We start from the raw sequence: 25405 nt of genomic DNA, 5'->3' as shown, positions 1-25405 counted from the left end.
TTAAAGTTTCTGATACCACACACTGAATAGCCCCTCTCCTATATGCATCCCTCTTTTGAAACTATCACAGTAACAGACGCCAAATCTCAGTATACCATCCACGAGAACATCTTTGAAAATAGCGATATGTTTGAGGATAGTATAGATACTAACAGTAGCTTCTATCTCCACAAAGGCGACCTTATACTAACAGATCATTTCCTATTGAATACAGATAAGCTACCCGCAGGTATAGAAGGATATATTGTTGATGGCAATCTGCAGGTACAAGGAAATATCATCAATGAAGAAGGAGACTACGGCCCGGCCTTATATGTAACAGGTAATATAGAATGCCGTAGCCTGCTCATTGGCGGATCGCCCACGCATGTCAAAGGGAGTGTTACCGCAGAAGAGGTGATCATGCTGCACTACAACCACGGCTGGATGAAATGCCCTGGCCTGTTTACAGCACCGGTAATGATTGTAGAAGACTATCACTTTATTCCAACCCGTAAAAACATTCGCGATTTTTATTACAACGACAACGATCCTGCCAGTCCGGAAGAGAATGCGTGTTTTGAAAATGACGAAGAAGACGAACATATCTCCCTTAACCTGCAAGCAGTACTGAATAATAAACTCACCTCGTCATTTGAGGAAATTCGTTACGACCTGGCAGAGGGTGAATACGTATTACAACCTACTGAACACAACATTCACTATTGGCAAAAAAAGATAGATCGAAACTACCGGAACCTGAAAAGAGTGCCACATGAACAGCGAACGCAGACATTATGCATGCAGGCACTTCACAAATCGGTTTTTGCCTTGCAACATTTCCCGCCCTCTCTTATCACTCCTGAACTGGCACTACAGGCGGTGAACATTAGCGGAATAGCCCTACGCAACCTTCCGGAAACACTCATTACCAGGGAACTTTGCCAGATAGCAGCTACCAAAGGCGCCATCATTGATCTGGACATTCCCGAACGCTTTTATGATGCAACCTTATTACAAACCCTCATCAGCCACAACGATTCCCAAATGGAACGCATACCGGCATCCTTTATTACAGAAGACCTGCTGGTTACGTATGTAAAAAGCGGTCGTGGTGCATGGCTTGATAAATATTGTAACGCTGCCGGAGTATCCAAAGAAAATGTACTAAAGCGCGTTATTGAAGCGGATGCTCAATATCTGGAGAACATCTTCGGTTGGCATTTTTCAGCCGACACCTATGCTTATAGCCAATTACTATATAACAATGAAATGCACAGTAAGGCCTGGAGTGATATTACGCAGAAGTACCAACGAAAACTGGATCGGCTTTAGATCAAGTAAAAACACCCAGGTCTCTATATAAAATAATCACTAATTATATCCTACATCAAAACAACCATCTGTAAACAGTAACGCTATCACAACCTGTTTTGATAATGCCATTCTGCGGTAAACCACAACTGAATATAATTATTAACATTTTTCTAATATTAGAAAAAACACGTACTATTGCGACGAAATTATAAGCCAGCTAAACTGGTTAATCACTCATAACCTGAACAAAATACTAGGACTATGCTAACTCATCGCATTTTTATCGCCTTACTTATTACACTTTCTTCTACCTCAGCGATTGCAAGACTTAAAATTCCTTTTGGAGAAAGAGAAGTACTCAACAAAGTGTATGACTTACCAGACACAGAGGAGTTTAAATTAAAGGATGGTACCCATCTTGACCTTGCTACTTTTCACAAAGAATTCAACATTGCCTACATTCTACCGCTGTACATTATAGAAGAACCAAAGCTGGTGGGATATAATAAGCAATCAGACACTTATTACGACATCCCTGAAAGCGAACTAGACGGCATTCTTGCATCGCAAAAGGTCAATAAGGCTGACATCAATAAATTACCTTTTTACACAAAGTATGGCGGTAAAATAGTGGCTGTATTGATTATTGGCCTTATCGTATGGGGTGCTGTTTCTTCTAAAAAAGAAGAAAAGACAGTAGAACCTACAACCGTATAATGCTAACGCCTTGCAAATTTTGATACACTATGAACCCAATGTATTTTATACCGGTAGTAGTTATTGTTGCAGGTATAGTGTTTTCGGTGATCATAAACAAGCGTCACAAATCTGCAAAAGCGGAAATAAATATCGACCAGGAACGCAAGTTGTATTCGCTTTATAAAACCGAGTTATTAAACCAGGATTTTGCCTTCCTCCAAAAATGGATGAAAGACAAACCCATTGACGCTTTCAGTACTGCATCCTCACCTCAAAGCACCGCCAATAAAGTGCAACAATTTATCGGAGACGGGGTTAAAAATGTAGCATTATCAACTGTTGGCGTACGGGTTCAACGCGTTGAAACAGATGCATTCTGGGTGTTGAGCGGTAAAGAATTACATCTTCTTTCTGCTGATACAGAAGGCGATCTGGAAGAACATTTAATTTTTAATGAATCGCGCATAGCCAATGCCCAACTACAAAATAACGGTGTATTAAAAACATCACTGGGATTTTATGCTAAGCAGGCAGAAGAATATCTACCCAAAGTGCACACGATTACCTTTGATGTGGATGGCAAGCCACTATCGCTGGAAATTCATGACAGATTAAAATATATTCCTACTACTACAGAGATGTGGAACCAACAAAAAAACCTGCAAACCAGGGCAAAGTACCAGGTTGTTGGGGAGCATTTTTTGGAGGAATTAAAATCCAGGTATCCCCATTTAGCAATCGTAAAGCAAACGGTTTAAATTAATTCCGAATAAATAAAACGAAAAGGTCTCACAGTTTTCACTTGTGAGACCTTTTCGTTTTGGGCATTGTTTAACTACAATTACAAGTCATAACAATACCTATGCACAAATTATGCTTACAACAACTTATAAATTATTTTACGACATCTCCTGTCGGCAATCTCTTGTATTTTTTTAGTTCTATTTATTATATACTTTCCCAAAAACAGCATCGCATCAGAAACTTGTCAATTTGGTAACACAGGTTATACATTCTCTACATTTTCATGTTATAACTTTCAATAACCAAACCTTAAACCTAAACACCTTATGAGGTTGCTATTCCTATTTTTGATTCTGTGCCTCTCGGCCTGTACAGAAAAACCTGTTATTGATCCCTGCGACAAAGAATTCACAGCAGATTTTAGCATAGGCGAAGATTTGCCTGGCTATGGCTTTACCGAAACTGATACCATTATTCGATTCGCATTCACTGCCCATTCAGTAAAGAAATACACCTCTTATATCTGGCAAATAGGAGAAGATACCAGAATTTTTCACGACTCCACTGTAGCATTAAAATTTACCGCCGTTAATGCAGGCCAAAGCATCCCCATAGCCTTTACTGCTACCGGCAATCCGGAAGGCTGCGCGGCAATAACAGATCTAACCAGTAAAACAATAAAACGCGTAACCGTACTATATCCTAAAGGCTTTGGACGCGACTCTTTATTTGAGCCAGAGCAATTGATTGAGCTGCCTTATGCAGGAAGATGGCAGGGCGCTTTTACAGATACCCCTGCTGACACATTCAGTGTTTATATCGTAAACAATGGCCCTGTACCAGACGGATCTTTCACTACCAGATCTTATGGTATGCGTATCTACAATTTACCACGTGGCTGTGCCGGCAATCCTACTACAGGAGCATGTGGTTTCAGCACACCTGGCGTAGACTATTTCGGTTACCCCATGGAAGCAGGCTACAAGGCTTTTTATTGCGATAATACCGGATTTTTACCCTGCTGCCCTAAAGCAAAGCTTTATGGCCGGGTAGACGACACTAACAGAAACAAAATAAGCATTACCTGTTCTTTTTTCACGGATGACAACGGCGTCTGGAAAGAAACAAAACGGGTATTTGCCGCTAACAGACTCTTATAAAACACGCTCTCCCGCTTTCTTATTACCTGAAACAAAACACTGGAACTATGAAGAAACTATTTACGCTATTATTTCTTATGGCGGCATTACACGCAAACTCACAGATTGTTTTTCATGACAATGCTCCCTGTATTAACGGCAGTGGCTCTTCCGGCAACTTTATTGACTGGACCACAGAAACCTACACCATTTATACTAACAGCCTTGGTCCGAGAACAGTACAATCTCCTTACTTTTCATCTGGATTAACCAACCCCAACACGGTTGAGTTTTCTCAGTATACGTTAAAGGATTTTGCCAATGCCGATGGCTGGGAGTTAATTCAATACGACTTTGGAAACCCTACCGTAGGAACAGATTTCCCTTACCTGATTTTGTACAACAAAAGAACAGGGCTTTTACGGGTATTTGTTGCATTTGCCAATTTGCTGAATCAGAATAACGCCATTACCATTGAGCTCAAGTATGTAGACAATGAAAGCCGTTCAGCTGTACTGGAAAACTTTTCCGGCACAGGCAGGCACGCTACAGAAAATTTCAATAACAACGTAGCTCCTATAGGCATCAATAACTTTTACCTGAATCAGATATTATACTGGTATCATGCTGATTTTTATTTACAGTACGATCCCTGTATCTGTAATTTTGAAACAGCACTGGAATTAAACGTAAAGCTGGCCAGCTCCAGCACCCTGCAATTCAACATTGAAGGAACCGCTATTCAAAACCTGGGCCCCGGAGTAGCCACCGACCTCTATGGCAGAACAGGCAATATAGGCAACCAGGCTAATGCAACATCCCCGTTATCAAGCATTGTAAGCGTACTAAAAAATGCCGGCAAAGGTGCAGAATGGGCGGCTGATCTGGTGAAGAATAAAAACAATTATCTGAACCTGAAACCCACGCAGATATCTAAACTATCTTCTCTGTTCTCTTCTATCTCCAATATACTTCCGGGCGTTGCCGGAGCAGCCGATTTCCTGATTACGCTATTTAACGGCAGCTCAGCAGAACCTCCACGCCCTTTAGTACTGGACATTTCGTTGCATGGCACCGGAAGCATAGTTACCAGCTCTCCTTACGGTTATAAAAAGCTGATTGTGCCTGGCTCGGAGCAAACGTTGATGTCCACCATTGTAAAACCATATTACAATAACTCTCCCGGCATTTTCACTTTGTTGAAGGAGCCGATTGTAAGAAATGCCTTCAATTATGTTTATTATGATGAGTGGACACCAGAATCTCATGAATTCCTCTCCTGGTCTACTTTCAAATTACAGGACAATATCTCTTATACAGTAAACCCTAATGCTGGATTCGACCTCTCTCAAAGCGAAATCACCGCATCTATTATTTACACAGATGGCAATCAGTCTTACGAAACAGACTATTATGGCCTGGGTTGCTTAAAAGACGTGGTTAAAAACTTTGACTATTATGAATATAATGGCTGGCTGGGCCATATGGTTACCGGATGGTCGCCAGGAATTGTAAAAATAAAAATAGTAGCCAAGTTTAAAGTAGCAGGGAGCAGCACTGTTGTGCCATACGTTGCTGTATATGAAACCAAGGCAGTGAGCGACTATGTGATGAACCCCGATTCAGACGATTATCTTCCGGATGCCAGCTGCGCTACAACATTGGCACCGGCTACCACTGCAGAAATTAAAGCGCTTTGTAACGGTTCACCTTATCAGAACAAAGTTACTCAGTATTTAAGGGTAGACCCATCGGTTATAGACACCAGCAACGCCGGGATAGACACCAGCGCGTTTAACAGAAACAGCGCCATTAAAATATACCCTAACCCTACCAGCGATCTGCTGAACGTAGATCTTACTGCTGTGCCAGGTTCAAGAAGGGCAACGCTGTTAATATACGACATGAAGGGGACGCTTCAGAAAACCGACAAAGTACAAACAGGAACCATCAACCCGGTTCATGTTGATCAATTGACAAAAGGCCTTTATATAGTCAATATACTGTATGGAGACAAAAAAACTTCTTACAAAATAATTAAGCTGTAAAAGAAACGTTGTTTATAAGAGTAGCGTAAAGAGACCTGATAATGCAGGTCTCTTTGCTTTTTAAGATACACCTGATAATTTCCGCAATGAGGTGATATCATTTTTATTTATATCTTTTGTCCATGAACACTAATATCTCCCTTTTCGGAAAAATCGCCGCCCGTTCATTCCTTGCCTGGCTCAGAGTTACTATTCCCGGCATACTACTCTGCATTACCGCATTCGTCTTTAGCCTTATTCTATTTCCCGTTCAGAGTCCCGGGTTTGCCGGAGCAGGAACAGGCCTTCCGGGTGTTATCTTGGCCATTCTCGTTTTATTATCTAGTGCCTTCTGGCCCACCCTACTGCTTATACTTTCACTTGGTGGCATGCTATTGTTCTCATCCATGGCTTCGGGCTATGCAGTAAGAACAGCACTCTCGCTGTGCTGGGAAAATAAACTGGGCGACTACCTTATTCACAAACTGAGTGGCTACCTGGACCGCGTACTGCCACGGCTGGCACTAAAAAACAACGAATCGGACGCCGCGCTTACCAAAGAATCTATTAAAGAACTGAAAGCAGAAACACGCCAGGATACCGGTACCAATAAACTACAAAAACGATTATTGAATTACCTGCTTGGCAAGGTAAAGCTCGAGGATATCAACTGGCATGCACCAGCTCCGGAAATAAAACAAGCCATATTGGCAAAACTGAAAGCACTTATTACAGACAAGCTCACACCTTCTCCATTGTGGATTCGTTTCACTATGATACTGTACGTAGTGGCTATTATTCTGGCCTGGCGCTATGGCCGCTAACAAAAATTACCTGCGTAAGATATATACCAACAGGGCGGCTTAAAAATAAGCCGCCCTGTTATTTTTAAGCCGGGAGGAGGAATATCAAGCCCACTTACCGCCTTTACAATAGCGGACAAAAAAGTGTTCATTTTCGTACACCTTCCCCCCTACCGCTACTCATAAAGCTTACAAATAATGTAGTTACCAGCCTGGCATACCTGTTGAAGCTGAAAACTATGGTTCGCATTAACTACCTACACAAATAACGTTATGTTTAGAAATTATGCCCTTATTGCTTTTCGCCATTTTACAAAGCATAAGCTGTTTTCTGCCATCAACATATTCTGCCTTTCCATAGGCATCACCTTTTCCATGATCATTGGGGTGTATGTGTTGGACCAGCAACGGATAAACAGTACACTTCGCCATGCAGATCGCCAGTACTACATTAAAACAGCCTGGAAAGAAAAGGGATTGGGGTCTGAAATCGTTTCCATTTCCCCCTGGGCTAAAACCATCAAAGAAGAATACCCCGCGCTGGTGGCAAATTATTTTCGTTACAACCCGGTTACCAATGTAGTATCGAGTGGTAACCTGCACTTTAAAGAAGACATTGCTATCTGCGATACCACACTGGTATCGATGTATGATTTTCCACTATTGCATGGCGATAAAAATCACGCCTTTACCAGTAACAATGCAGCTGTTATCACGGCCCAATTTGCCAAAAAGCTATTTGGCACTACGAACGCCATAGGTAAAACACTCAGCATTCAAACAACAGTAGCCGGCACCTCCCAAGACTATATGGTATCTGCGGTATTAAAAAATCTTCCTTATAATTCAGTTACCCATTTACTAAAAGACGAATACAGCGTGTATGTGCCCACCACCGGCAACAGGTATTATAACTCAGGCGATCCTTCGCTCAGCTGGGATAATGTAAGCATGCTCAGCTTTATAGAATTGAAGCCCGGCGTACATGTACAAGCAGTAAACGCTGCCCTAAACCAGCTTATTAAAAAGTACTCCTCCGATTTTATCTGGAAAAACCTGTGGGCCAACACGGTACCAGTGAAAGATTACTACCTGAACGACAACAACGCTGCTGTAAAAAAGATGACCACCATCCTCTCTACAATAGCGATGTTTATTTTACTCATGGTCATTATCAATTATGTAAATATTAATATAGGCACCTCTGCTTACCGTTTAAAAGAAATTGGCCTGCGCAAAACATTTGGTAGTGCTAAAAGACAGGTGGTACTGCAGTTTTTGCTGGAGGCACTGATACTTACTTTTATGGCCGCCCTTTTTTCCCTGCTCTTTTATCAGTTACTGACACCGGTGTTTTCAAAAGTGCTGAATACCACACTAAAACCGGTATGGAATTTTTCAGCAGCCGAATGCATGCAGCTACTGGGCCTGGTAACCGCCATAGGCTTGCTGGCAGGTGCCTACCCGGCTTTTGTATTAAGCAGCACGCATCTTATACAGGCAGTAAAGGGTAAAATAGATAGCTCCAAAGGCGGGCGGGGCCTGAAGCGCGCGCTGGTAGTAGTGCAATTTTCCCTGGCTATACTGGTGTTCATTTGCGCACTTAACTTATCCAAACAGGTTACCTACCTGTTTCACAAAGATCTTGGCTATAATAAAGAACAGATACTGGTAATATCGGCGTTTCCCAAGCAATGGGATAGCGCAGGGGTGTTAAAAATGCAAACGATTAAAAATGCGCTGTTACTGGTACCCCATGTACAAAACGTTACCGTAGCCTTTGACCTCCCTGAAAGCACGCCGTTTGGCAGAATCATATTGTTTCCTCCCGGTAGCACAGGCACAAAGAAACAGTTGAACTTACCCATCTCCAACGCCGATGAAGATTATGCAAAAACCTTTGGTATAAAAATGAAGGCAGGCACTTTCTTCGATCCTTCCGGCGGCGGCCTGGTACTAAACGAAACAGCAGTGAAAGAGCTGGGACTTACCAACACCAATGCAGTGGGACAACAAATTGAAACACCTGGCGGGCCTGCTACCATCAGCGGCGTAATAGGCGATTACAATTTCTCATCCATGCAGGATAAGATAGGCCCTTTGGGTTTTGGCAACCTGAAATATGCAAAAGCTTACCGGTACATGGCCGTGAAACTGAACACCAGCAATATCACTGCTACCCTGGATGATATAAAAGCGCAATGGCATACCCTGTCACCCAATGCCCCTTTTGATTATTCTTTTATGGATGACAGGTTTGAAGCTATGTACCAATCAGAGCTACAGCTGAAAACAGCAGCAGATGTGGCCACCGTATTAAACCTTATTATAGTACTACTGGGTGTACTGGGTGTAATAGTATTTACACTCAATAAGCGCATGAAAGAAATTGCAGTACGCAAAGTACTGGGCGCCAATGTGGGCAGTATCGTGATGCTTTTCTTACAGGAATACGCCTGGCTTATTGTCATTGCCAACATTATAGCATGGCCGCTGGCCTATATGTGCACCGAACATTTTTTACAAAATTTCGCCTATCGCGTTCAGCAAAACATGGCCCCTTACTTATTAGTGTTGGTGTCTGTAGCCGCCATGGCGTTTACCCTGATAAGTATACATTGCACTAAAGCAGCCATTGCCAGCCCGGTAAAAAGCCTGAAGGCGGAATAAAACAAAAGGCCGCCTCCCTGCAATACACTGCACAGATACGGCCTTTTTTATTGTAGCAATATTAGCTTTTATGCTCCTGCAACCATTTTTGCCTGCGCAAATCGGGTAAATGCTTTACACCAAAATTTTCAAAAGTAGCATCAAAGCCATTGCCATCCGGCGAAGCAGCCATTAACCCTACCATTACCGGGTGATTATCCTTTAAAGGACAATTACGCGTCATTACATAATTTTTGTCATCAAAAGAATAATATATCTCAACGGCATCCAACCGGCGCACTGCTTTTATCCAGATAAATGGCGGCGCTTTCTCCAGCTTCGTTACACTCCAGTCACTGGTGGTGTGGGTAACCACCGTGCTCACATTAAACTTACCATCTACGAACTCAATACCAGTTTTAATATAGTTTTCGTGATCCGTTCTTATCATTAATCCCATTTGATCAAAACGGGCCTTATAATCGCCTGTCAACTTTACTTTCACTTCAAACTCCCCTCCGTATGTACCATAGTAAAACGGAGCATCGTCTACCGTAAATCCATAATGCGAAATACGCCAGTAATCACTTTGTGGGGTTACAAACATGTGCAAAGCGTTATCCTTAATTTCCCATTTCTCCGGTTCGTTATACCAAAGCATTTTTTCCAGCTTTTGGGCAGCTAAACCGGTAACCATACAAAAAACCATTAGCACTGCGGTGATTTTTTTCATACGACTTGAATTATTGGTTTGAATGTTTTTTTCTGGCAACTTGAGAATTCACATCCCAGGCAACACTACAACATTACCTGCATTTCCGCATATTATTTCCCATAATGCCTGAATATTCTTATTCTTTATTGCATCCATATAAAGAATCGATATAAATTGCGCCGCCTAAACCTTTTTTTCTCAACGTAATCTTTTTCTCAACCAACATAAAAAATCTCTATGAACGTAAAATCATTGCAATGGTACAAAACGGCCATTGCTGCAATCATAACATTAAGCACTGCGGCCTCTTGTAGCAAAAGCGACAACAGCAGCCCTGTGGCAACCCCGGCACCTGCTTATCTGCCTTCTGTCATTTACGAGAATGAAACAGCCATAGACAGCTTTACCTACAACAGCAACAACAGCGTTGACAAAATCTACCTTAGCGACAACAGCGGCTCCAACAGCTACTACATGTACTTCCAGTTTAGCTATGATGCAAGCGGCCTGTGCACCGGCGCACGTGAATATACCATTGGCAGCAGCAAGCTGCCCGTACTGGATACCCTGGTATACAGCACCGGCAAAGTAACCTGGTACACCTTCTACCTTAGTCGGAACGAAACAATCGATCTTAGTGGAGAAGGCCTAGAGTGGACGCTTACCACTGACGGCATAGTACAGGAAGGAAGTAAAGACACTACCAGACTTGATGGTGAAAAACGCCTTCAATATGCAACATGGACATTCAGTGCAGGTAACCTGCTTACCTATGCTTATACAGGCTATGTAGCGTATTCCAATGGCAGTATTATCGAAAACCAGTCATTAAAACATACTTACACCTGCGATGCAAAAGACAATGGTTTGTACTGGTTATTCAAAAACAATCCATTTGCCGGTTACCTGCTTACTGGCAGAGATTATTCAGAGGGCCTGTATCTTTCGCAAGGAAAAAACAATTTCACAAAGATATTACGTGAATATACAAGCACTGATGGCACCACCTCAGCTACCTTTAACTTTACCAATACATACGATAGTGAGTCTGGCTTTGTAAAAACACAACAGACTGTAATAGGTGATTACACAAGCCCTATGCATACCTTCTACTATGTAAAATCTAAATAAACCGGCATCCGGAAACACAAACGAAAGGGCTTCTGAGTAATCAGAAGCCCTTTTTATATTATCCGGAACAGAACCGCTTACTACTTAGTCTGCACTAAACGGTTCTGCATTTGCCAAATGCCATTTCTCACTGAATAAGGTTTTCAGCTGCTGCAATTCGTTTTCATACATCGTTTTCTTGCGGGTGCCAAAATGCAGGGTATTCTCCCAGGGCAAACGCCCTTCCCATACCAGTTTAATCTTTCCTGCTTCAATGGCTTCCCGGCACAAAAAATCAGGTACTACCGAAAAGCCTTCTTTCTTACTCAGGCAACGGATAATAGAGCTGATGTTAGGTACAATATAATTAGGTGAAAAGTCAGGATGCTCCTCAAAATTCCTGCGCCAGAAGTTTTTCAAATGCTCCATATCAGCAGCAGTGCTATACCAAAGCTGTTGCTTCAGCCAGTTGCGGGCTGCCTCCATATCATCACGGGACAGTAATTCCTGTATCATTTCCGTGTCCGTTTCGCCGCCAGCAATCAACACAATCCTCTCTTTGGAAAAAGGCACAAATTCCAGGTTCTTCTCCTGTCCTTTTTGGGGTGTTACAATCAGGTCTAACAAGCCATGTTCCAGGTCTTGCAGCATTTGCGGGTACTCGCCAAACTTAATAATCAGGTTAAAAGGCAGTTCGGCAATATGCTCTTCCAGGGTATACTGAAAAGTTTCAAAACACATACCCACGCTAATAGTAGCCCTTTCGGCCTGTGAGCGTTTATGAAAATGCTTTTCAGCCGCTTCCAGCTTCAGCAACGGATCAAGGATGAAATTGTACAGCATCTTCCCTTTTTCCGTAGGCACCATGCGGCGGGCCGAACGATCGAACAGCTTACAGCCGGTAAAGTCTTCCAGCGAGTTCAGATGCAGGCTCACTCCTGGCTGTGATATATATAATTCCTGTGCTGCGCCCGATAAGGTACCTGTTTCATAAATAGCCTTAAAAGTGCGCAACCATTCCAGATTCGACAGCATAAGTATCATTTTTCTGATACAAAGATAGCATTTAAGTTATTTTACTAATACATTTTTCTGATAGAAATTTGCATTATCAATCATTAAAATAATAACTCATGCTATTTGAATCGTATACATTACAACATATCCCGTTGAAAAACAGGATAGTTATGCCACCTATGACCCGTTCCCGGGCCGCCCAGGGCGAAGTAGCCACTGACCTGATGGCAGCCTATTACGCACAACGCGCTTCTGCCGGACTGATTATATCAGAAGGCACTCAAATAAGCAAACAGGGGCAAGGCTACGCCTGGACACCCGGCATTTACACCCAGGCCCAGGTAGAAGGCTGGAAAAAAGTAACCGAAGCCGTACATCATAATGGCGGCAAAATATTCGCTCAGCTGTGGCACGTAGGCCGGGTATCGCACACTTCCTTACAGGAAAATGGTCAGCAGCCCGTTGCCCCTTCCGTGTTAGTAGCAGAAGGCGTAAAAGTATTCTTATCCAAAAACGGCCAGGGCGCCGAATCCGGCGTGGGCGAAATGATACAACACTCTACTCCACGCGAATTAACCATTCCCGAAATTCAGCAGATCATTAAAGACTATGCACAGGCAGCTAAAAATGCTATAGCGGCAGGTTTTGATGGCGTGGAGCTGCACGGCGCCAACGGCTACCTGATTGAGCAGTTTATTGACTCACAAACCAATCAGCGTACCGATGCCTATGGCGGCTCACTGGAAAACCGTCTGCGTTTTCTGAAAGAAGTAACCACCGCCGTTGTTGATGCTATCGGTGCCGATAAAGTAGGCGTGCGCCAAGCTCCCTTAACCACCTTAATGGGCGCTATGGACGACCATCCGGAAGTGACCTATATTGAAGCCGCCCGAATACTCAACGAAATAGGCGTTGCCTATATACACGTAGCAGAAGCCGACTGGGATAATGCCCCGGTAATGCCTGTAGCCTTTAAAGAAGCTTACCGCAACACGTTCAAAGGCACTTTAATCTATTCCGGTAAGTATAGCGTGGAACGTGCAGAAGAAGCATTACAAAACGGCTGGGCCGATTTAATTGGTTTTGGCAGGCCATTCATTGCCAACCCCGATCTCCCCCACCGCTTACAGCATGGACATCCGTTAAACGAACCCAAACGCGAATACTTTTTTGGCGGCAGCACTGTAGGCTATACCGATTACCCCGTTTACGCACATTAATAGCATCTTTTATGAACACAAATATTTTTGAACCGGCCACTATCGGTTCTTTACAACTGAAAAACCGTATTGCTATGGCCCCTATGACACGGGCACGCAATATCGACAGCATTCCTAACGATAACAACGCACTCTACTATACACAACGCGCCGGTGCAGGCTTAATTATTACCGAAGGCACAGCAATTTCACCCACCTCGGCAGGCGTGCTGTACATTCCAGGTTTATATAAGCAGGAGCAGGTGGCAGGCTGGAAAAAAGTAACCGCCGCCGTGCATGCCTCGGACAGCAGGATATTTACACAGCTGTGGCATGTAGGCAGGGTATCGCACACCTCCAACCAACCTAACAGGCAAGCACCCGTAGGCGCTTCTACCATACAGGCCGCCAACTCCAAAGCCTGGGGTTATGATGAAAACGGCAACGAAGGCTTTGTTACCTGCTCGGTACCACGGGCACTGGAAACAGCCGAGGTAAAACAGATAGCACTGGACTTTGCACATGCTGCCCAAAACGCAATAGCCGCAGGCTTCGACGGCGTGGAGCTGCATGGCGCTAACGGCTATTTAATAGAGCAGTTTTTAAACCCTGCTATCAACAACCGTACAGACGAATACGGCGGCAACATTCAAAACCGTTCCCGCTTTTTGCTGGAAGCCATCGACGCGTGTATCGCCGCTATCGGTCACGATAAAGTAGCTATCCGCCTTACCCCTTATGGTGGCTTGCACGAACTGCCCCACTACTCCGAAATAGAAGCCACCTATCAATACCTGGCAGAAGAACTGGGCAAAAGAAAGATAGCCTATATCCATATTATGGATCAGCAATCCCGCGGCAGCTTTGCCTTACCCGAAGGCTTTTTGGCACGTTTCCGCAACTGGTATAATGGCGTTATCATACTGGCCGGCGGTATGAACCGCGAAAAATCAGAGCAACTGATCAACGCAGGCCTGATAGACATAGCAGGCTTTGGCGAACCGTTTATTGCCAACCCCGACCTGGTAGCAAGGTTGCAGAACAACTGGGAATGGACGCCCCCTAAAAGAGAACTGCATTACGGTTTAACAATGGAAGGATATATCAACTGGCCTGTTTACCAGCAGCCAGCATAACATCAGGAACATATAAAAATTCAAGCATGGAATACAGAACATTAGGCAATACCGATTTACAATTATCCGCTATCACTTACGGCGCCTTTGCCATCGGTGGTAACATGTGGGGTGGCAACGAAAAACAGGATTCTATCGCATCGGTAAAAGCATCTATCGACAACGGTGTAACCACTATCGACACCGCGCCCTTCTATGGCTTTGGCCTGAGCGAAGAACTGATTGGCGAAGCCATCAAGGGCTACGACCGCTCCCGCATTCAACTACTTACCAAGTTTGGCCTAGTATGGGACGGCAGCAACCAGGGCAAAGGCGATTACTTCTTTGACGCAGAAGAAGACGGCAAAAAAATACCGATCTATAAATACGCATCCAAAAGCAACGTAATTAAAGAAGCCGAAGAAAGCCTGAAACGCCTAGGCACTGATTATATTGATTTGCTGCAAATACACTGGCCCGACAGCACCACTCCCATCCACGAAACCATGGAAGCACTGGAGCAGCTGATTCAACAAGGTAAGGTACGCGCCGCCGGCGTTAGCAACTACTCCCTGGCACAGGTGCAGGAAGCCCGCCAAACCATTCACATAGCCAGCAACCAGGTAGCCTACAGTATGCTGAACAGAAGCATAGAAAAAGACCTGGTGCCCTATGCAACGGATAACCAATTGGGCATTATCGCCTATAGCCCCATGGAAAGAGGCTTGCTTACTGGTAAATATTTCCAGGATAATAAGCTGAAAGATAATGACCACCGCAATGGCTATTTCCAGCAGTTTAACCTGGAGAAAGTGCAAGCTTTTCTGGACGCTATTACGCCTATGGCTAAAGATAAAAACGCTTCTTTATCACAACTGGTGTTGCGCTGGACCACTTTGCAACCGGGGATTTCGGTAGTACTTACCGGGGCGAGGAATGCGGAGCAGGCTGTGCAGAATGCAAGGACTATGGATATTCAGCTTTCAGATGGAGAGTTAGGATTTATTGAGCAGGAGTTGGCGAGATTGTAAAGCAGCAACACACTCTATTTATATATTTAGCAGCATTTATACATAAAGCATAGATGCTGCTAAATATAATGCTACACAATACACCTACCACTGTGCTAGCTTCAAGCCATCTATTTCGGAAAAGTGGTTATCACGAGTCACCAATGTTATATTATATCTTTGGCTGATAGCTGCAATCCAAATATCATTTTCCGGTATTGGTTTGCCTTTTCTTCTAAGTGTAGATTTTATATCACCGTAGAGGATTGTAGTGTCTTCATCAATCAACAATAACTCATAATTACGAGTTATTTGCTGTACATCTTTGATGTTTTTCTGTACATGCAAAGAATAAGCAGCGCCATAATACAACTCCCCTATAACTACAATAGGGACATATACTTCTGCATTATCTATTTTATCAGCAACCCCTTCTTCTCCCTTAAGCCATGCAGAAACGATATTTGTATCCAGAGCAAATCTATTTCCAATCATCTTCGTTTATTTGTTCGCATCCTTCCTCAATCGCTTTCTCTATCAAATCAGCATCTTCCTTATTCCAAACACCAGAAAGCTCATGTGCAGAAAAAGGACGAGGAGTACTGTGTATTCTTGTAAGTTCTTGCAAAATGGATTCCAAGCGAGTTAACGCTGCATCGTCGTTTACTTTCAACATCTGCTCAATTAAATGAATCTTTCTTGCCTCTATCATAATACCATTTTTGCTGTTAACAAATATACTAATTCCTTGGGCATTTAAATAGAAGCACCATTTACATTAGCAATATTCACATATAAGCTCCATAGTCCCTCAAAAACAGATGATTAAATAATACGGCTGCATCATCCATAAAACATCTCCGTTTATAAAAAGACATACCATTCCCCAAAAAGATAATGTAGCGAATTAGGACACAACAGAGAAGGCATCATAATCTATATCAAACTACTATCATACTAATTCTATAAATCACATCTCCAATAATAAATATAAAAAAACATAAACAATCCAATCCCACACACATCACCTCAGTTCCCCAAAAGCAAAGAGCCTGAAAGCTTTATGCTTACAGGCTCTTGCGTTTCATCTCATATGTGTGTAACTACAGTGTGTGTATTTGTGTGTAACTGCTTTGCTCGTGCAAAATACACTGGAAACTTATAAATAATACACCACATACACAAGAAGTATGATTATAAAAATATTAACGAAGTAAGCTTCTAACACTATGTAAGAATATTACAATTGTCAGATTCTTACATTCCCATCGTTAATGTATGGTATCTGCTGCCAGTTGGCGTGTGGTAGCCGTTAAGTCGGCAATGTCCTGGTAGGTGATTAATTTGTTCAAAAACACCTCTCTGCCGTTCGCGGTCATTATTTTCCGCTGCAAACTGGAATACAAAACCTGGATGCGCTCCCTGGGTTCGTAAGAACGGATATTGGCCAGCATCGATTCCGTTTTATTCCAGCGGAAAACGATTTTGGAAAAGGCCCAATCGGCCAGTTGCGGGTCGTGCGTTATTAAATGTTTAAAATAGGGCGTTTTATAGTAACGCAGCTCGGTGGCTGTTAGCACTTTACAAAATTCACAGAAATCCGGCCCTAAAAAAGCCAGATTTCCGAAAAATTCACCGGGTGTCAGCAATTCATATATGTATTCTTTGCCTTTGTTAGAAATACCCCCCAGTTTTACCGCACCGCTTACTATTTCAAAAATACCGGTGTCCTGCTGGGTAGTATCATAGAGTATATCTCCCTTTTTCAGCTTTTTAGTGATAACATTCTCCTTCAAACCGGCTTCTTTCCGGTCTGTCAGATACGCATATAATCCTTTTTCCATTATGGTAGGCATAAGAAATACTGGTTATCAGCCCAATGTTACAAAAAGTTAGGCAAAGAAGTTTTATCCATGGACAGTATGCCGCCGCAAAACGGTGGAATTACCCAAAATTGCCGCTATGCCAGCAAGGCAATCAGCAACTTAGGAAAACCGATGGCAATAGCCAGTCCATAGATCATGTCCAGCCAGAAAAAACTACTCAATGCCCCCAGGTACATAATACCCACAACAGGCGTTACCAACACTTTCAGCCAAAAAGGCGTTGTTTCGCGCCGGATAGACGACCATAGCGCGTTGGCATCACCAGTGCTGGGAAAAGCATGCATGCCAATGGCTACTGACAAGTACATCAGCAGGTAATGAAACAAATTGGCATTGCCATATTCAAACACAGGCAACGCAGCCGGTAAGGCTATTAAGGCGGCCACAAGGGTATTAAACAGGAAGGGACCAGTGCTGATAAACAACTGGTGCCATAAATTATCGGTGGCTTCGTGCAGCACATACCCTGCCGGGTTCTGCGCCTGAAAATACACCACTTTAAAAACCGGCACTTTGCAAATTCTGCAACAGATCTGATGAGCCAGTTCGTGTACAATAACACCGGGAAAGGTGACTATGGTGATTAAAATTCCTGGAACAAACATATAGTAGAAGGATAAGGGTTATTTAAAATTGTTCTTTGCCGCCGATTACGTCAGATACATATTTTGCCTGCTCGGAACCGGCAGAATCCTTCAGACAGTCTTTCAGCAAGGTATCACGCTCTTTTACCTTGTTGTTTACATGATAGGCCAGCACCATAGTAGTGCGCACATAACTATCACCGGGAAACAGTTTATAAGCCTGCTCGGCAACCCGGTAGCCTTCTGCTGTTTGCTTCTGCTGCAATAAAATGCGGGCTTTAGCGCTCAGCCCAAAAGAGCTTTCCTCGTTCTGTCTCAACAACCTGTTACAATAGTACATGGCAGAGTCAAATTGTTTCAGCTGCCTTTTAACACTTACATGTAACATCAGGCCAGGCACATAATCGGCATTCTCTTTTTCCATGCCCATTAAAAGCGTATCACACCTGGAATACATTTCTTTGTCCATCAGCCGTCTTATATAACTAGCTCCTGCTGCCAGATCTTTAGGATAATTTCTGTAATAGTTGGCAAATTCTGCATCAGGAACACTATCCAGTTCCTTATAAGTTTCCACCAACGTTTTCATTAACTCTAAAGGATACATGGCGTCCATGCCTGTCAGGCACCCATTAATTTCCGCCAGCAGTTCTTTGTTGTCAAAGTTCCTTTTCTCCAACTTTTTATACAGCTCTACAACCTTCTCAAATTTATTGTTGTGGTAAGATGTTACCATCAAATTACCCAGTGCTTCGGTGTAATCGGGCTCGTTGGCCAGCACTTTTTCCAGCTCAGCTTCGGCAGTAGCATAGCGCCGTTCTCTTTTAGCCTGTTCAGCACGCTTTAAGTGAATGCCCGTGCTTAGTTGTGCAGGCAGGCTTATCAAAGCTATCAACACTATCACACCTACTCCGGCGGCAAACAATTTAATGTTGCGGGGAATGGGGTATTTAATAAATCCTTCCCGGCATTCGTAACATAACTTATGTGCATGGCCCGGTACAGTGATAGTGTGGCCGCATTGAATGCAGCCATTGTTCACTACCTCTTCGGCAGTGTCGGTTTGGGGTTGGTTGGGTTGTTCCATAAAATAAAACTAATAAATAGCGTCAACCTGCCCAACAAAAAAGCGCCCCATGCAAGGCATGAGGTGCTTTTATCTGTATGTATTCCGTTACTGGATAATAACAGTTGACGATTTGGAAACTTTTCCGTTAGTCCAAATGATCTTATACATGCCTTTAGGCACAGAGGAGAAATAGAGCGTAGTTTGTACATCTCCCGGATTCACTGACTGCACCTGCACCAGCACACCGTTCATATTATACAGCATAATCACTGCTTTCTCTTTAATAGCCGGGTGCTTAACAGTAGTACTGTTTATTGCCGGGTTAGGATAGTTAGAGATAGCTGCTTTAGCCAGGGTATCTGTGTTGTTAGGCACCGTATCAATCACAGTTCCGAGGTAAGTAAAGCCATAGGCCGTGTCAATACCATACGTATTGCCTACCACCACCAGGAAGCTATCGAAACCAGCACCATAACTACCTACAATAGCCCTGATAACACTATCAGACAATACAGTGGAAGTATATGCATAATAGCCCCCTAAACGCACCTGGTTGATATTGCTGAAATGAGCGCCGGTGATCAGCACCGTATCGCCTGCATGGCCCGATTTAGGGGTAAAGTCAACAATTACAGGAGGATAGTTTTGTGGAACAGTATCAATAACAGTACCGCTAACAGCCATACCATATGCCAGGCCTGTACCATATTCACTGATTACAGCAACCAGGCTATCGCTACCTACACTATAACTACCCACAACAGCGCTGATAACGCTATCAGATAACACAGTGTAGCTGGATGCATAATAACCATCTAAACGAACCTGACTTGTTCCATTGAAATGAGTACCTGTAATAAGTACAGTATCTCCCACATAGGCATACTTAGGAGTAAAATCAACAATCGCAGGAGGATAGCCCAGGTATACGAATCCGCTATCTCTTGCTACGCCAAAGCTGGTAACAACTTCTACAACTCCTGACGCACCTAAACCAACTACTACCTGCAATACAGAATCGCTAAATTGACCAATTCCAACGATATCTACACCACCGAATAATACCCTTTCAGCATACTGAAATCCGCTGCCGTATATAGTAACGGTATCACCAGTTTTAGCGCTATCGGGTGTAAAGCGGTAAATGTGCGGAGTTACAGCACTGGCGCTATCCACGTACGTGAAGTATTGTCCAGATCTTATTGTTGAATCTGGCAGCACCATTTCAACAAACCCAGTTGCACCGGCACCTACTACTGCTTTAACAATAGAGTCATTTATTACAAAAGTGCGGGCTGCATATACCCCACCAAATACAGCATTGTAAGCATTTCTTAACCCTTTGCCATGTATAATAACAGTATCACCACTTCTGGCTTTGTCTGGGGCAAAGTAATCGATCCTTGCCAGCCCTTGTGGCTCATAGCGAAACGTGTCAACCGAGAAGCCACTAACACTATCTGTTAATATTACTTTCACTAGTCCCGTTGCCCCCTCACCTACATTGGCGTAAATAAGAGAATCCCCTAATAATTGATAACTAATGGCTTTAACACCCCCAAATGTAACACCGAGTAGTTTATTGTTCCACTCAGCACCAACCGGCGTAGGGAATAAACCACGTATTGCAACAAAGGCTCCTTTACCGCCCGATTGAGGGGTAAAACTGGTTATTTTGGGCAATAAAGTAAAATAAGCGCGTTTGAGCGTGTCCTCGCCATCATAATTCGACACAGTCACCTTCCCGTAATTCCCATTACGAATAACCACTTGTATTATCGAATCGTTCAGCTCTCTAAACCACTCTACACCATAATTGCCTATTACCACATATCGTGTACCAGTAAACCTGCTACCATGAATCAATACAGTATCACCTACATTTGCTTTACTAGGCCAGATGGAGTTTACTACCGGCAGGTTTTTAATGTAGGTAAACCCGATGGCACTCGCTTTTCCGTTATTGGAATATACAGTAACCGCTCCAGAAGTGGCTTGTGTTATAACAACAAACAACAAAGAGTCGTTCACATGATAAACACCTTGAGAATAACTTGCGCCAAAAGATGCTCCGTAAACAGCATTCAACTTTTTACCATAAATCCAGATAGTATCACCTATTCCACCACTTGTAGGTGAAAAAGAATAGATAGCTGGTACAAACTCATTAGCGCTGTCTATAAAAGTAAAGCTTTGACCTCCGCTAAAACCTGAACGTTCATGTGAATATACTGTAACACCACCTGAAGAACCCTCACCTACTACCGCATTAATAGTAGAATCATTCAATTGCGTAAAAGAAGCCGCATTTGTTCCACCAAACGTTACATTTACAGCAGGGCCATCTACAGTAAAAACACCATGCAAGGTAACTACCGTACCTTTCTTACCAGATAGCGGGCTAAAGCTGTTAATCTGCCCCCATAAATAAAAGTTAGCGCGCTGCAAAGTATCTGTACCGCTGGTAGTTGTTACATACACCGGACCGTAATTACCATAGCCTACCTTTGCTTTGATAATAGAATCACTTACCACATAAAATGATTCAACATTCCTCCCCTTGTTTCCTATGGCAACGTTTGTTGCATTGGAAAAGCCGTGGCCACAAATAGTAATTTCTGTTCTTAAGTAACCTGTACGTGGATAAACAGAATCAGTAACCGGTGCATTAGTGCTATAAGCAAACCCACCTAACGTACTTGAGCCATTATTACCATACACAGTAACATTACCTGAAGCACCAGCACCTACCACAGCCTTAATAAGGCCGGCATTCGCTACAGAAAAACTGCGTGCTGCCACTCCCCCGAATTGCACAGCATATACATTGGTCAGGTTTTGACCATAAATGTTGATGGTGTCACCTGCCTTGCCACTGGTAGGCGTAAAATAATACAATGTTGGGCTTGGCTGCTGATAACGAAAGGTGTCAGTAGAACTAATCACCGAGCCATCAGGCAATGTCAACGTTATCCGGCCGGTAGCACCCTGTCCCACTCTTGCCTCAATCAGGGAGTCGCTATAATACCCCCGGAAGGCGGTAGCATTCACTCCACCAAATGCTACGTTCTTGATAGTATCACCCGTAGCTACATTGTAGGGAAAAGTACCTGAAATAATTACATACTGCCCAATCGTTCCCGTTTTAGGATAAAAACCGGTAATCTTATAATTCTGGGCAAAAGCACTCATGGTGCTCAGAAAAACCAAAAACAATGTTGCCCATAACAACGACATTGCTTTCCTGTAGTGTAGATGTTTAATCATACAAGGTTTGTTTAGGTTTAGGTTTGAAAATTTAGATATTGTATCTATTATGTCTGAAACTGATCAATGATAATTCCCGTACTTGCCACCCCGGCTATAAAACAATTGATTACTAACACCTTACACCACTTTTTCTTTTCGTTAGCTGCTGTGTGCCATGCCCTCTCCTTCTATTACGTGTGATCCATGCAAAACGTTGGCAAAACATCACTTTTTTTATTGATAGGTTTTAAACGCACAGATGTGCCAAATTAGCCGCCATTATCCTGGTAATAAATGGTAATATTGGTGGCCGAAAAACATTTTCGCTATACCAAACACTCTAAACCATTCCACTTTTATGAAAGGAAGTATTCTCCTTTTGGCTTTTACCAGCTTTTCGTTTACCCTTGGCGCTTTTACCTGTTCCAAATCATCCGATAATCCAAATAGAAGCATTCCTAACGATAGCACTTCTACTATAGATTCTGTCATAGATTCTTCTATCACCAATGTCCCGGTAACGTTTATCTTTCAGGCCGACAGCACCGATATAGATGATGTGCACCTCGATTACTATATCAACAACGACGGCAACAATAATGCAAATGGTGGCAGTTTAAATGAATTACCTATTTATACCTGGACAGTAAACGGCAACCTGGTAATGGGCCGGGCTTTACTTCGTTTTAACCTCGATAAAATTCCGGACAGTGTAGAAATCACCTCGGCAAAGCTTTCGTTATACGGCATGCCGGCCAATTTTCCCTCTATTTCTATTCCGCAAGGCAACTACGGCGATAACGCTGTGCTGCTGCAACGTGTAACCAGCCCCTGGAACGAATACACCGCCACCTGGAATAACCAGCCCACCACCACCACAGTAGGCCAGCTTACCCTGGCAGGCACCAGCAACACCTGGGGCTACGATATAAATGGCGTAGATGTAACCAGCTTAATACAGGATATGAAAGAAGGAGATAATTATGGCTTTTGCATTAAACTGGAAACAGAAAAAGCATACCGCTCCATTGGCTTTTTAAGCAGTGAATATGCCGACTCTACCAAAAGGCCCAAACTGGAACTTACCTATAAAAGGAAATAGATCATTGAACCAATCTTTACTATAACCAACGGGTATCACAAATGTGGTACCCGTTTTGCTTATAGCCCGTCACGTAAAATTTATACTATATTTGACCGCGCAGGCAACTGTTTTTTAAGACCAGAAAACATCCAATATGCTTCAGAAGTTTGTCATTCCCTTTTTTATCATATGCCTTACAGGTGTTAATGTAACTGTTATCGCCCAACAAACAACTTTATGGAACCATAAGAAATGTGCGGTAGTTCTCACTTACGATGATGCCATTGATATTGACCTGGACAATGTAGTACCTGCACTGGATTCAGTAAACCTAAAAGGTACCTTTTACATTATAGGCGCATCGCCGGCTATTAATAACCGCATACCCGAATGGCGTAAGGCAGCATCCAACGGGCACGAGTTAGGCAACCATACCTTGTTTCATCCCTGCGATGGTTCGCTACCTGGCCGCGGCTTTGTTAGCCCGCAGCATAATTTGTATACTTATACCGTACAACGCGCTGTGGACGAAATACGGGCCAACAATTGCTTACTCAAAGCCATTGATGGTAAAACACGCCGCACTTTTGCCTATCCCTGTGGCGACCTCACCATACACGACACAGCCTTTTACCAACAGGTAGCCAGCGAGTTTTCAGGCGCAAGAGGTGTAGTCCCCGCCCTGCTTACTCCACACGAAGTGAAACTGGATAACATTAACAGCTACGCAATTATCAATCACGATGCGGCGTATATGATTAACCTGGTAAAAGAAGCTATGCGCACCCATACCTTGCTGGTATTCCTGTTTCATGGTGTTGGCGGTGGGCATGCTCTCAACGTAGATAAAACAGCACACAGTCAGTTGCTGCACTTTCTACAACAAAACGAAAAAGACATTTGGGTAGCTCCGATGGTAGATGTGGCTGATTATATTCAGCAACAGCAAAGCCAACCCTAACTATATATAATACCACTAATTGTTACTATCCATGAAAATACTTTTCTTCTCCGCCAAACCTTACGATAAAGTATTCTTTAACAAACACAACACCCACTCCCTGCAATTAGATTTCCTGGAAACCCACCTGGGGCCGCATATAGTGAATGCAGTGGATGCCGGCACCGAAGCAGTATGTGTGTTTGTAAACGACAAGCTTACTCCTGAAGTGCTGGAAGTGCTGGCTGGCAAAGGCGTAAAAATAATTGCATTACGATGCGCAGGCTTTAATAATGTGCATCTGGAAACGGCTAAAAAACTAGGCATGCGGGTGTGCCGTGTACCGGCTTATTCGCCCGAAGCAGTGGCCGAGCATGCAGTGGCGATGTTACTTACCTTAAATCGCAAAACGCACAAGGCTTATAACCGCGTAAGAGAGCAGAACTTTTCATTAACCGGCCTGCTGGGCTTTAACCTGTTTCATAAAACAGTGGGGGTAATAGGCACGGGTAAAATAGGTAAAGCCTTTTGCAAAATAATGCTGGGCTTTGGCTGCAAGGTACTTGCTTACGACCTGTATCCGGATGCTGAATTAAGTAATACCGGTGTGGAATATTGCCCATTGGAACAAGTGTTGCAGCAATCGGATATTATATCCCTGCACTGCCCGCTTAGTGCCGATAACAAACACCTGGTGAACGAGCAATCGCTACAGTTGATGAAGCAGGGCGCTACATTGATCAACACCAGCCGCGGCGGCCTTATTAACACCAGCGATGTTATACAGGCACTGAAAACAGGCAAGCTGGCCTATCTGGGCATTGATGTGTATGAGCAGGAAGAAAAGTTGTTTTTTAAAGATCTCTCCGGCAGCATTATTGAAGATGATACCATACAGCGTTTAATGAGCTTTCCTAATGTGCTGGTTACCGGCCACCAGGCATTTTTTACAGAAGAAGCGCTTACCCAAATAGCCGAAACCACTCTTAATAACATATACCTGTTAGGCGAAGGCAAAGAACCCGATGCCGCCTTTATGCTGGTATAACATACATTACACACACGTAATA

22 protein-coding genes are annotated in these 25405 nt (G+C 43.3%); 14 read left to right on the top strand and 8 right to left on the bottom strand.

All coding sequences use genetic code 11. The features are described from left to right. Nucleotides 1–42 precede the first annotated feature (42 nt). From FLA_RS01820 to FLA_RS01790, 7 genes are all read left to right on the top strand, one after another. On the top strand, nucleotides 43–1314 hold the full coding sequence (locus tag FLA_RS01820) for a polymer-forming cytoskeletal protein (protein ID WP_076381701.1): 1272 nt from the start codon (nucleotides 43–45) through the stop codon (nucleotides 1312–1314). A gap of 243 nt (nucleotides 1315–1557) precedes the next feature. Beyond that, on the top strand, nucleotides 1558–2013 hold the full coding sequence (locus tag FLA_RS01815) for a hypothetical protein (protein ID WP_076381700.1): 456 nt from the start codon (nucleotides 1558–1560) through the stop codon (nucleotides 2011–2013). A gap of 29 nt (nucleotides 2014–2042) precedes the next feature. Continuing rightward, a complete protein-coding gene (locus tag FLA_RS01810; protein ID WP_076381699.1) occupies nucleotides 2043–2753 on the top strand; it encodes a hypothetical protein in 711 nt (236 codons plus the stop codon). 312 nt (nucleotides 2754–3065) lie between these two features. Next, a complete protein-coding gene (locus FLA_RS01805) occupies nucleotides 3066–3899 on the top strand; it encodes a hypothetical protein (protein WP_076381698.1) in 834 nt (277 codons plus the stop codon). A gap of 47 nt (nucleotides 3900–3946) precedes the next feature. After that, nucleotides 3947–5926: a T9SS type A sorting domain-containing protein gene (locus tag FLA_RS01800; RefSeq protein WP_084206467.1), complete on the top strand. Its 1980-nt coding sequence runs from the start codon at nucleotides 3947–3949 to the stop codon at nucleotides 5924–5926. A gap of 368 nt (nucleotides 5927–6294) precedes the next feature. Beyond that, nucleotides 6295–6729: a hypothetical protein gene (locus tag FLA_RS01795; RefSeq protein ID WP_144264138.1), complete on the top strand. Its 435-nt coding sequence runs from the start codon at nucleotides 6295–6297 to the stop codon at nucleotides 6727–6729. Nucleotides 6730–6981: 252 nt separating this feature from the next. Further along, entirely contained in the window at nucleotides 6982–9378 is a 2397-nt protein-coding gene (locus FLA_RS01790; RefSeq protein WP_076381695.1) for an ABC transporter permease, read from the top strand. Between the two features lie 61 nt (nucleotides 9379–9439). On the opposite strand, the gene FLA_RS01785 is transcribed toward FLA_RS01790, so the two are convergent. Beyond that, nucleotides 9440–10090 carry a DUF1349 domain-containing protein gene (locus FLA_RS01785; RefSeq protein WP_076381694.1) on the bottom strand — a complete coding sequence of 217 codons (651 nt, stop codon included), beginning with the start codon at nucleotides 10088–10090 and terminating at the stop codon, nucleotides 9440–9442. Between the two features lie 219 nt (nucleotides 10091–10309). Between FLA_RS01785 and FLA_RS01780 the strand changes: the two genes are divergently transcribed. Then, nucleotides 10310–11203, top strand: coding sequence for a hypothetical protein (locus FLA_RS01780; protein ID WP_076381693.1), 894 nt, complete (start codon nucleotides 10310–10312; stop codon nucleotides 11201–11203). An 84-nt stretch (nucleotides 11204–11287) separates the two neighbouring features. Here the strand turns inward: FLA_RS01780 and FLA_RS01775 are convergent, their stop codons facing one another. After that, nucleotides 11288–12217 (bottom strand): LysR family transcriptional regulator, encoded by a 930-nt coding sequence (locus tag FLA_RS01775; protein WP_076381692.1) that lies wholly within the window; start codon nucleotides 12215–12217, stop codon nucleotides 11288–11290. Nucleotides 12218–12315: 98 nt separating this feature from the next. Between FLA_RS01775 and FLA_RS01770 the strand changes: the two genes are divergently transcribed. The 3 genes from FLA_RS01770 to FLA_RS01760 are packed head-to-tail and all read left to right on the top strand — an operon-like array spanning nucleotide 12316 to nucleotide 15544. Continuing rightward, a complete protein-coding gene (locus FLA_RS01770) occupies nucleotides 12316–13419 on the top strand; it encodes an alkene reductase (RefSeq protein ID WP_076381691.1) in 1104 nt (367 codons plus the stop codon). A gap of 11 nt (nucleotides 13420–13430) precedes the next feature. Next, nucleotides 13431–14534 carry an alkene reductase gene (locus FLA_RS01765; RefSeq protein WP_076381690.1) on the top strand — a complete coding sequence of 368 codons (1104 nt, stop codon included), beginning with the start codon at nucleotides 13431–13433 and terminating at the stop codon, nucleotides 14532–14534. A gap of 26 nt (nucleotides 14535–14560) precedes the next feature. Next, nucleotides 14561–15544: an aldo/keto reductase gene (locus FLA_RS01760; RefSeq protein WP_076381689.1), complete on the top strand. Its 984-nt coding sequence runs from the start codon at nucleotides 14561–14563 to the stop codon at nucleotides 15542–15544. An 84-nt stretch (nucleotides 15545–15628) separates the two neighbouring features. Here the strand turns inward: FLA_RS01760 and FLA_RS01755 are convergent, their stop codons facing one another. The 6 genes from FLA_RS01755 to FLA_RS01730 form a co-directional block, all read right to left on the bottom strand. Further along, entirely contained in the window at nucleotides 15629–16018 is a 390-nt protein-coding gene (locus FLA_RS01755; RefSeq protein ID WP_076381688.1) for a type II toxin-antitoxin system VapC family toxin, read from the bottom strand. Then, on the bottom strand, nucleotides 16005–16235 hold the full coding sequence (locus tag FLA_RS01750; protein WP_197705851.1) for a hypothetical protein: 231 nt from the start codon (nucleotides 16233–16235) through the stop codon (nucleotides 16005–16007). The genes FLA_RS01755 and FLA_RS01750 overlap by 14 nt, the downstream gene beginning before the upstream one ends. Nucleotides 16236–16794: 559 nt before the next feature. Then, entirely contained in the window at nucleotides 16795–17379 is a 585-nt protein-coding gene (locus FLA_RS01745) for a Crp/Fnr family transcriptional regulator (RefSeq protein ID WP_076381686.1), read from the bottom strand. Nucleotides 17380–17483: 104 nt separating this feature from the next. Next, nucleotides 17484–18014, bottom strand: coding sequence for a metalloprotease family protein (locus FLA_RS01740; RefSeq protein WP_076381685.1), 531 nt, complete (start codon nucleotides 18012–18014; stop codon nucleotides 17484–17486). Nucleotides 18015–18036: 22 nt separating this feature from the next. After that, the gene (locus tag FLA_RS01735; RefSeq protein ID WP_076381684.1) at nucleotides 18037–19080 is read right to left on the bottom strand and encodes a tetratricopeptide repeat protein; all 1044 of its coding nucleotides are present in this window, start codon (nucleotides 19078–19080) and stop codon (nucleotides 18037–18039) included. An 87-nt stretch (nucleotides 19081–19167) separates the two neighbouring features. Beyond that, a complete protein-coding gene (locus FLA_RS01730; RefSeq protein WP_084206466.1) occupies nucleotides 19168–22329 on the bottom strand; it encodes an IPT/TIG domain-containing protein in 3162 nt (1053 codons plus the stop codon). 340 nt (nucleotides 22330–22669) lie between these two features. Between FLA_RS01730 and FLA_RS01725 the strand changes: the two genes are divergently transcribed. The 3 genes from FLA_RS01725 to FLA_RS01715 all read left to right on the top strand — a co-directional run bounded on the left by FLA_RS01725 (nucleotide 22670) and on the right by FLA_RS01715 (nucleotide 25383). After that, nucleotides 22670–23413 carry a DNRLRE domain-containing protein gene (locus FLA_RS01725; RefSeq protein WP_076381682.1) on the top strand — a complete coding sequence of 248 codons (744 nt, stop codon included), beginning with the start codon at nucleotides 22670–22672 and terminating at the stop codon, nucleotides 23411–23413. Between the two features lie 136 nt (nucleotides 23414–23549). Next, a complete protein-coding gene (locus tag FLA_RS01720; RefSeq protein WP_076381681.1) occupies nucleotides 23550–24356 on the top strand; it encodes a polysaccharide deacetylase family protein in 807 nt (268 codons plus the stop codon). A gap of 31 nt (nucleotides 24357–24387) precedes the next feature. Next, nucleotides 24388–25383 (top strand): 2-hydroxyacid dehydrogenase, encoded by a 996-nt coding sequence (locus tag FLA_RS01715; RefSeq protein ID WP_076381680.1) that lies wholly within the window; start codon nucleotides 24388–24390, stop codon nucleotides 25381–25383. Nucleotides 25384–25405: the final 22 nt, after the last annotated feature.

This window comes from Filimonas lacunae (assembly GCF_002355595.1).
Lineage (GTDB): Bacteria > Bacteroidota > Bacteroidia > Chitinophagales > Chitinophagaceae > Filimonas > Filimonas lacunae.
This window is presented reverse-complemented; position numbering and strand designations above follow the sequence as displayed.

Excerpts from the sequence above, each read along its gene's own strand:
- FLA_RS01820 (WP_076381701.1), top strand. The coding sequence starts at position 43 with ATGCATCCCTCTTTTGAAACTATCACAGTAACAGACGCCAAATCTCAG.
- FLA_RS01815 (WP_076381700.1), top strand. The coding sequence starts at position 1,558 with ATGCTAACTCATCGCATTTTTATCGCCTTACTTATTACACTTTCTTCT.
- FLA_RS01810 (WP_076381699.1), top strand. The coding sequence starts at position 2,043 with ATGAACCCAATGTATTTTATACCGGTAGTAGTTATTGTTGCAGGTATA.
- FLA_RS01805 (WP_076381698.1), top strand. The coding sequence starts at position 3,066 with ATGAGGTTGCTATTCCTATTTTTGATTCTGTGCCTCTCGGCCTGTACA.
- FLA_RS01800 (WP_084206467.1), top strand. The coding sequence starts at position 3,947 with ATGAAGAAACTATTTACGCTATTATTTCTTATGGCGGCATTACACGCA.
- FLA_RS01795 (WP_144264138.1), top strand. The coding sequence starts at position 6,295 with ATGCTATTGTTCTCATCCATGGCTTCGGGCTATGCAGTAAGAACAGCA.
- FLA_RS01790 (WP_076381695.1), top strand. The coding sequence starts at position 6,982 with ATGTTTAGAAATTATGCCCTTATTGCTTTTCGCCATTTTACAAAGCAT.
- FLA_RS01785 (WP_076381694.1), bottom strand. The coding sequence starts at position 10,090 with ATGAAAAAAATCACCGCAGTGCTAATGGTTTTTTGTATGGTTACCGGT.
- FLA_RS01780 (WP_076381693.1), top strand. The coding sequence starts at position 10,310 with ATGAACGTAAAATCATTGCAATGGTACAAAACGGCCATTGCTGCAATC.
- FLA_RS01775 (WP_076381692.1), bottom strand. The coding sequence starts at position 12,217 with ATGCTGTCGAATCTGGAATGGTTGCGCACTTTTAAGGCTATTTATGAA.
- FLA_RS01770 (WP_076381691.1), top strand. The coding sequence starts at position 12,316 with ATGCTATTTGAATCGTATACATTACAACATATCCCGTTGAAAAACAGG.
- FLA_RS01765 (WP_076381690.1), top strand. The coding sequence starts at position 13,431 with ATGAACACAAATATTTTTGAACCGGCCACTATCGGTTCTTTACAACTG.
- FLA_RS01760 (WP_076381689.1), top strand. The coding sequence starts at position 14,561 with ATGGAATACAGAACATTAGGCAATACCGATTTACAATTATCCGCTATC.
- FLA_RS01755 (WP_076381688.1), bottom strand. The coding sequence starts at position 16,018 with ATGATTGGAAATAGATTTGCTCTGGATACAAATATCGTTTCTGCATGG.
- FLA_RS01750 (WP_197705851.1), bottom strand. The coding sequence starts at position 16,235 with ATGATAGAGGCAAGAAAGATTCATTTAATTGAGCAGATGTTGAAAGTA.
- FLA_RS01745 (WP_076381686.1), bottom strand. The coding sequence starts at position 17,379 with ATGCCTACCATAATGGAAAAAGGATTATATGCGTATCTGACAGACCGG.
- FLA_RS01740 (WP_076381685.1), bottom strand. The coding sequence starts at position 18,014 with ATGTTTGTTCCAGGAATTTTAATCACCATAGTCACCTTTCCCGGTGTT.
- FLA_RS01735 (WP_076381684.1), bottom strand. The coding sequence starts at position 19,080 with ATGGAACAACCCAACCAACCCCAAACCGACACTGCCGAAGAGGTAGTG.
- FLA_RS01730 (WP_084206466.1), bottom strand. The coding sequence starts at position 22,329 with ATGATTAAACATCTACACTACAGGAAAGCAATGTCGTTGTTATGGGCA.
- FLA_RS01725 (WP_076381682.1), top strand. The coding sequence starts at position 22,670 with ATGAAAGGAAGTATTCTCCTTTTGGCTTTTACCAGCTTTTCGTTTACC.
- FLA_RS01720 (WP_076381681.1), top strand. The coding sequence starts at position 23,550 with ATGCTTCAGAAGTTTGTCATTCCCTTTTTTATCATATGCCTTACAGGT.
- FLA_RS01715 (WP_076381680.1), top strand. The coding sequence starts at position 24,388 with ATGAAAATACTTTTCTTCTCCGCCAAACCTTACGATAAAGTATTCTTT.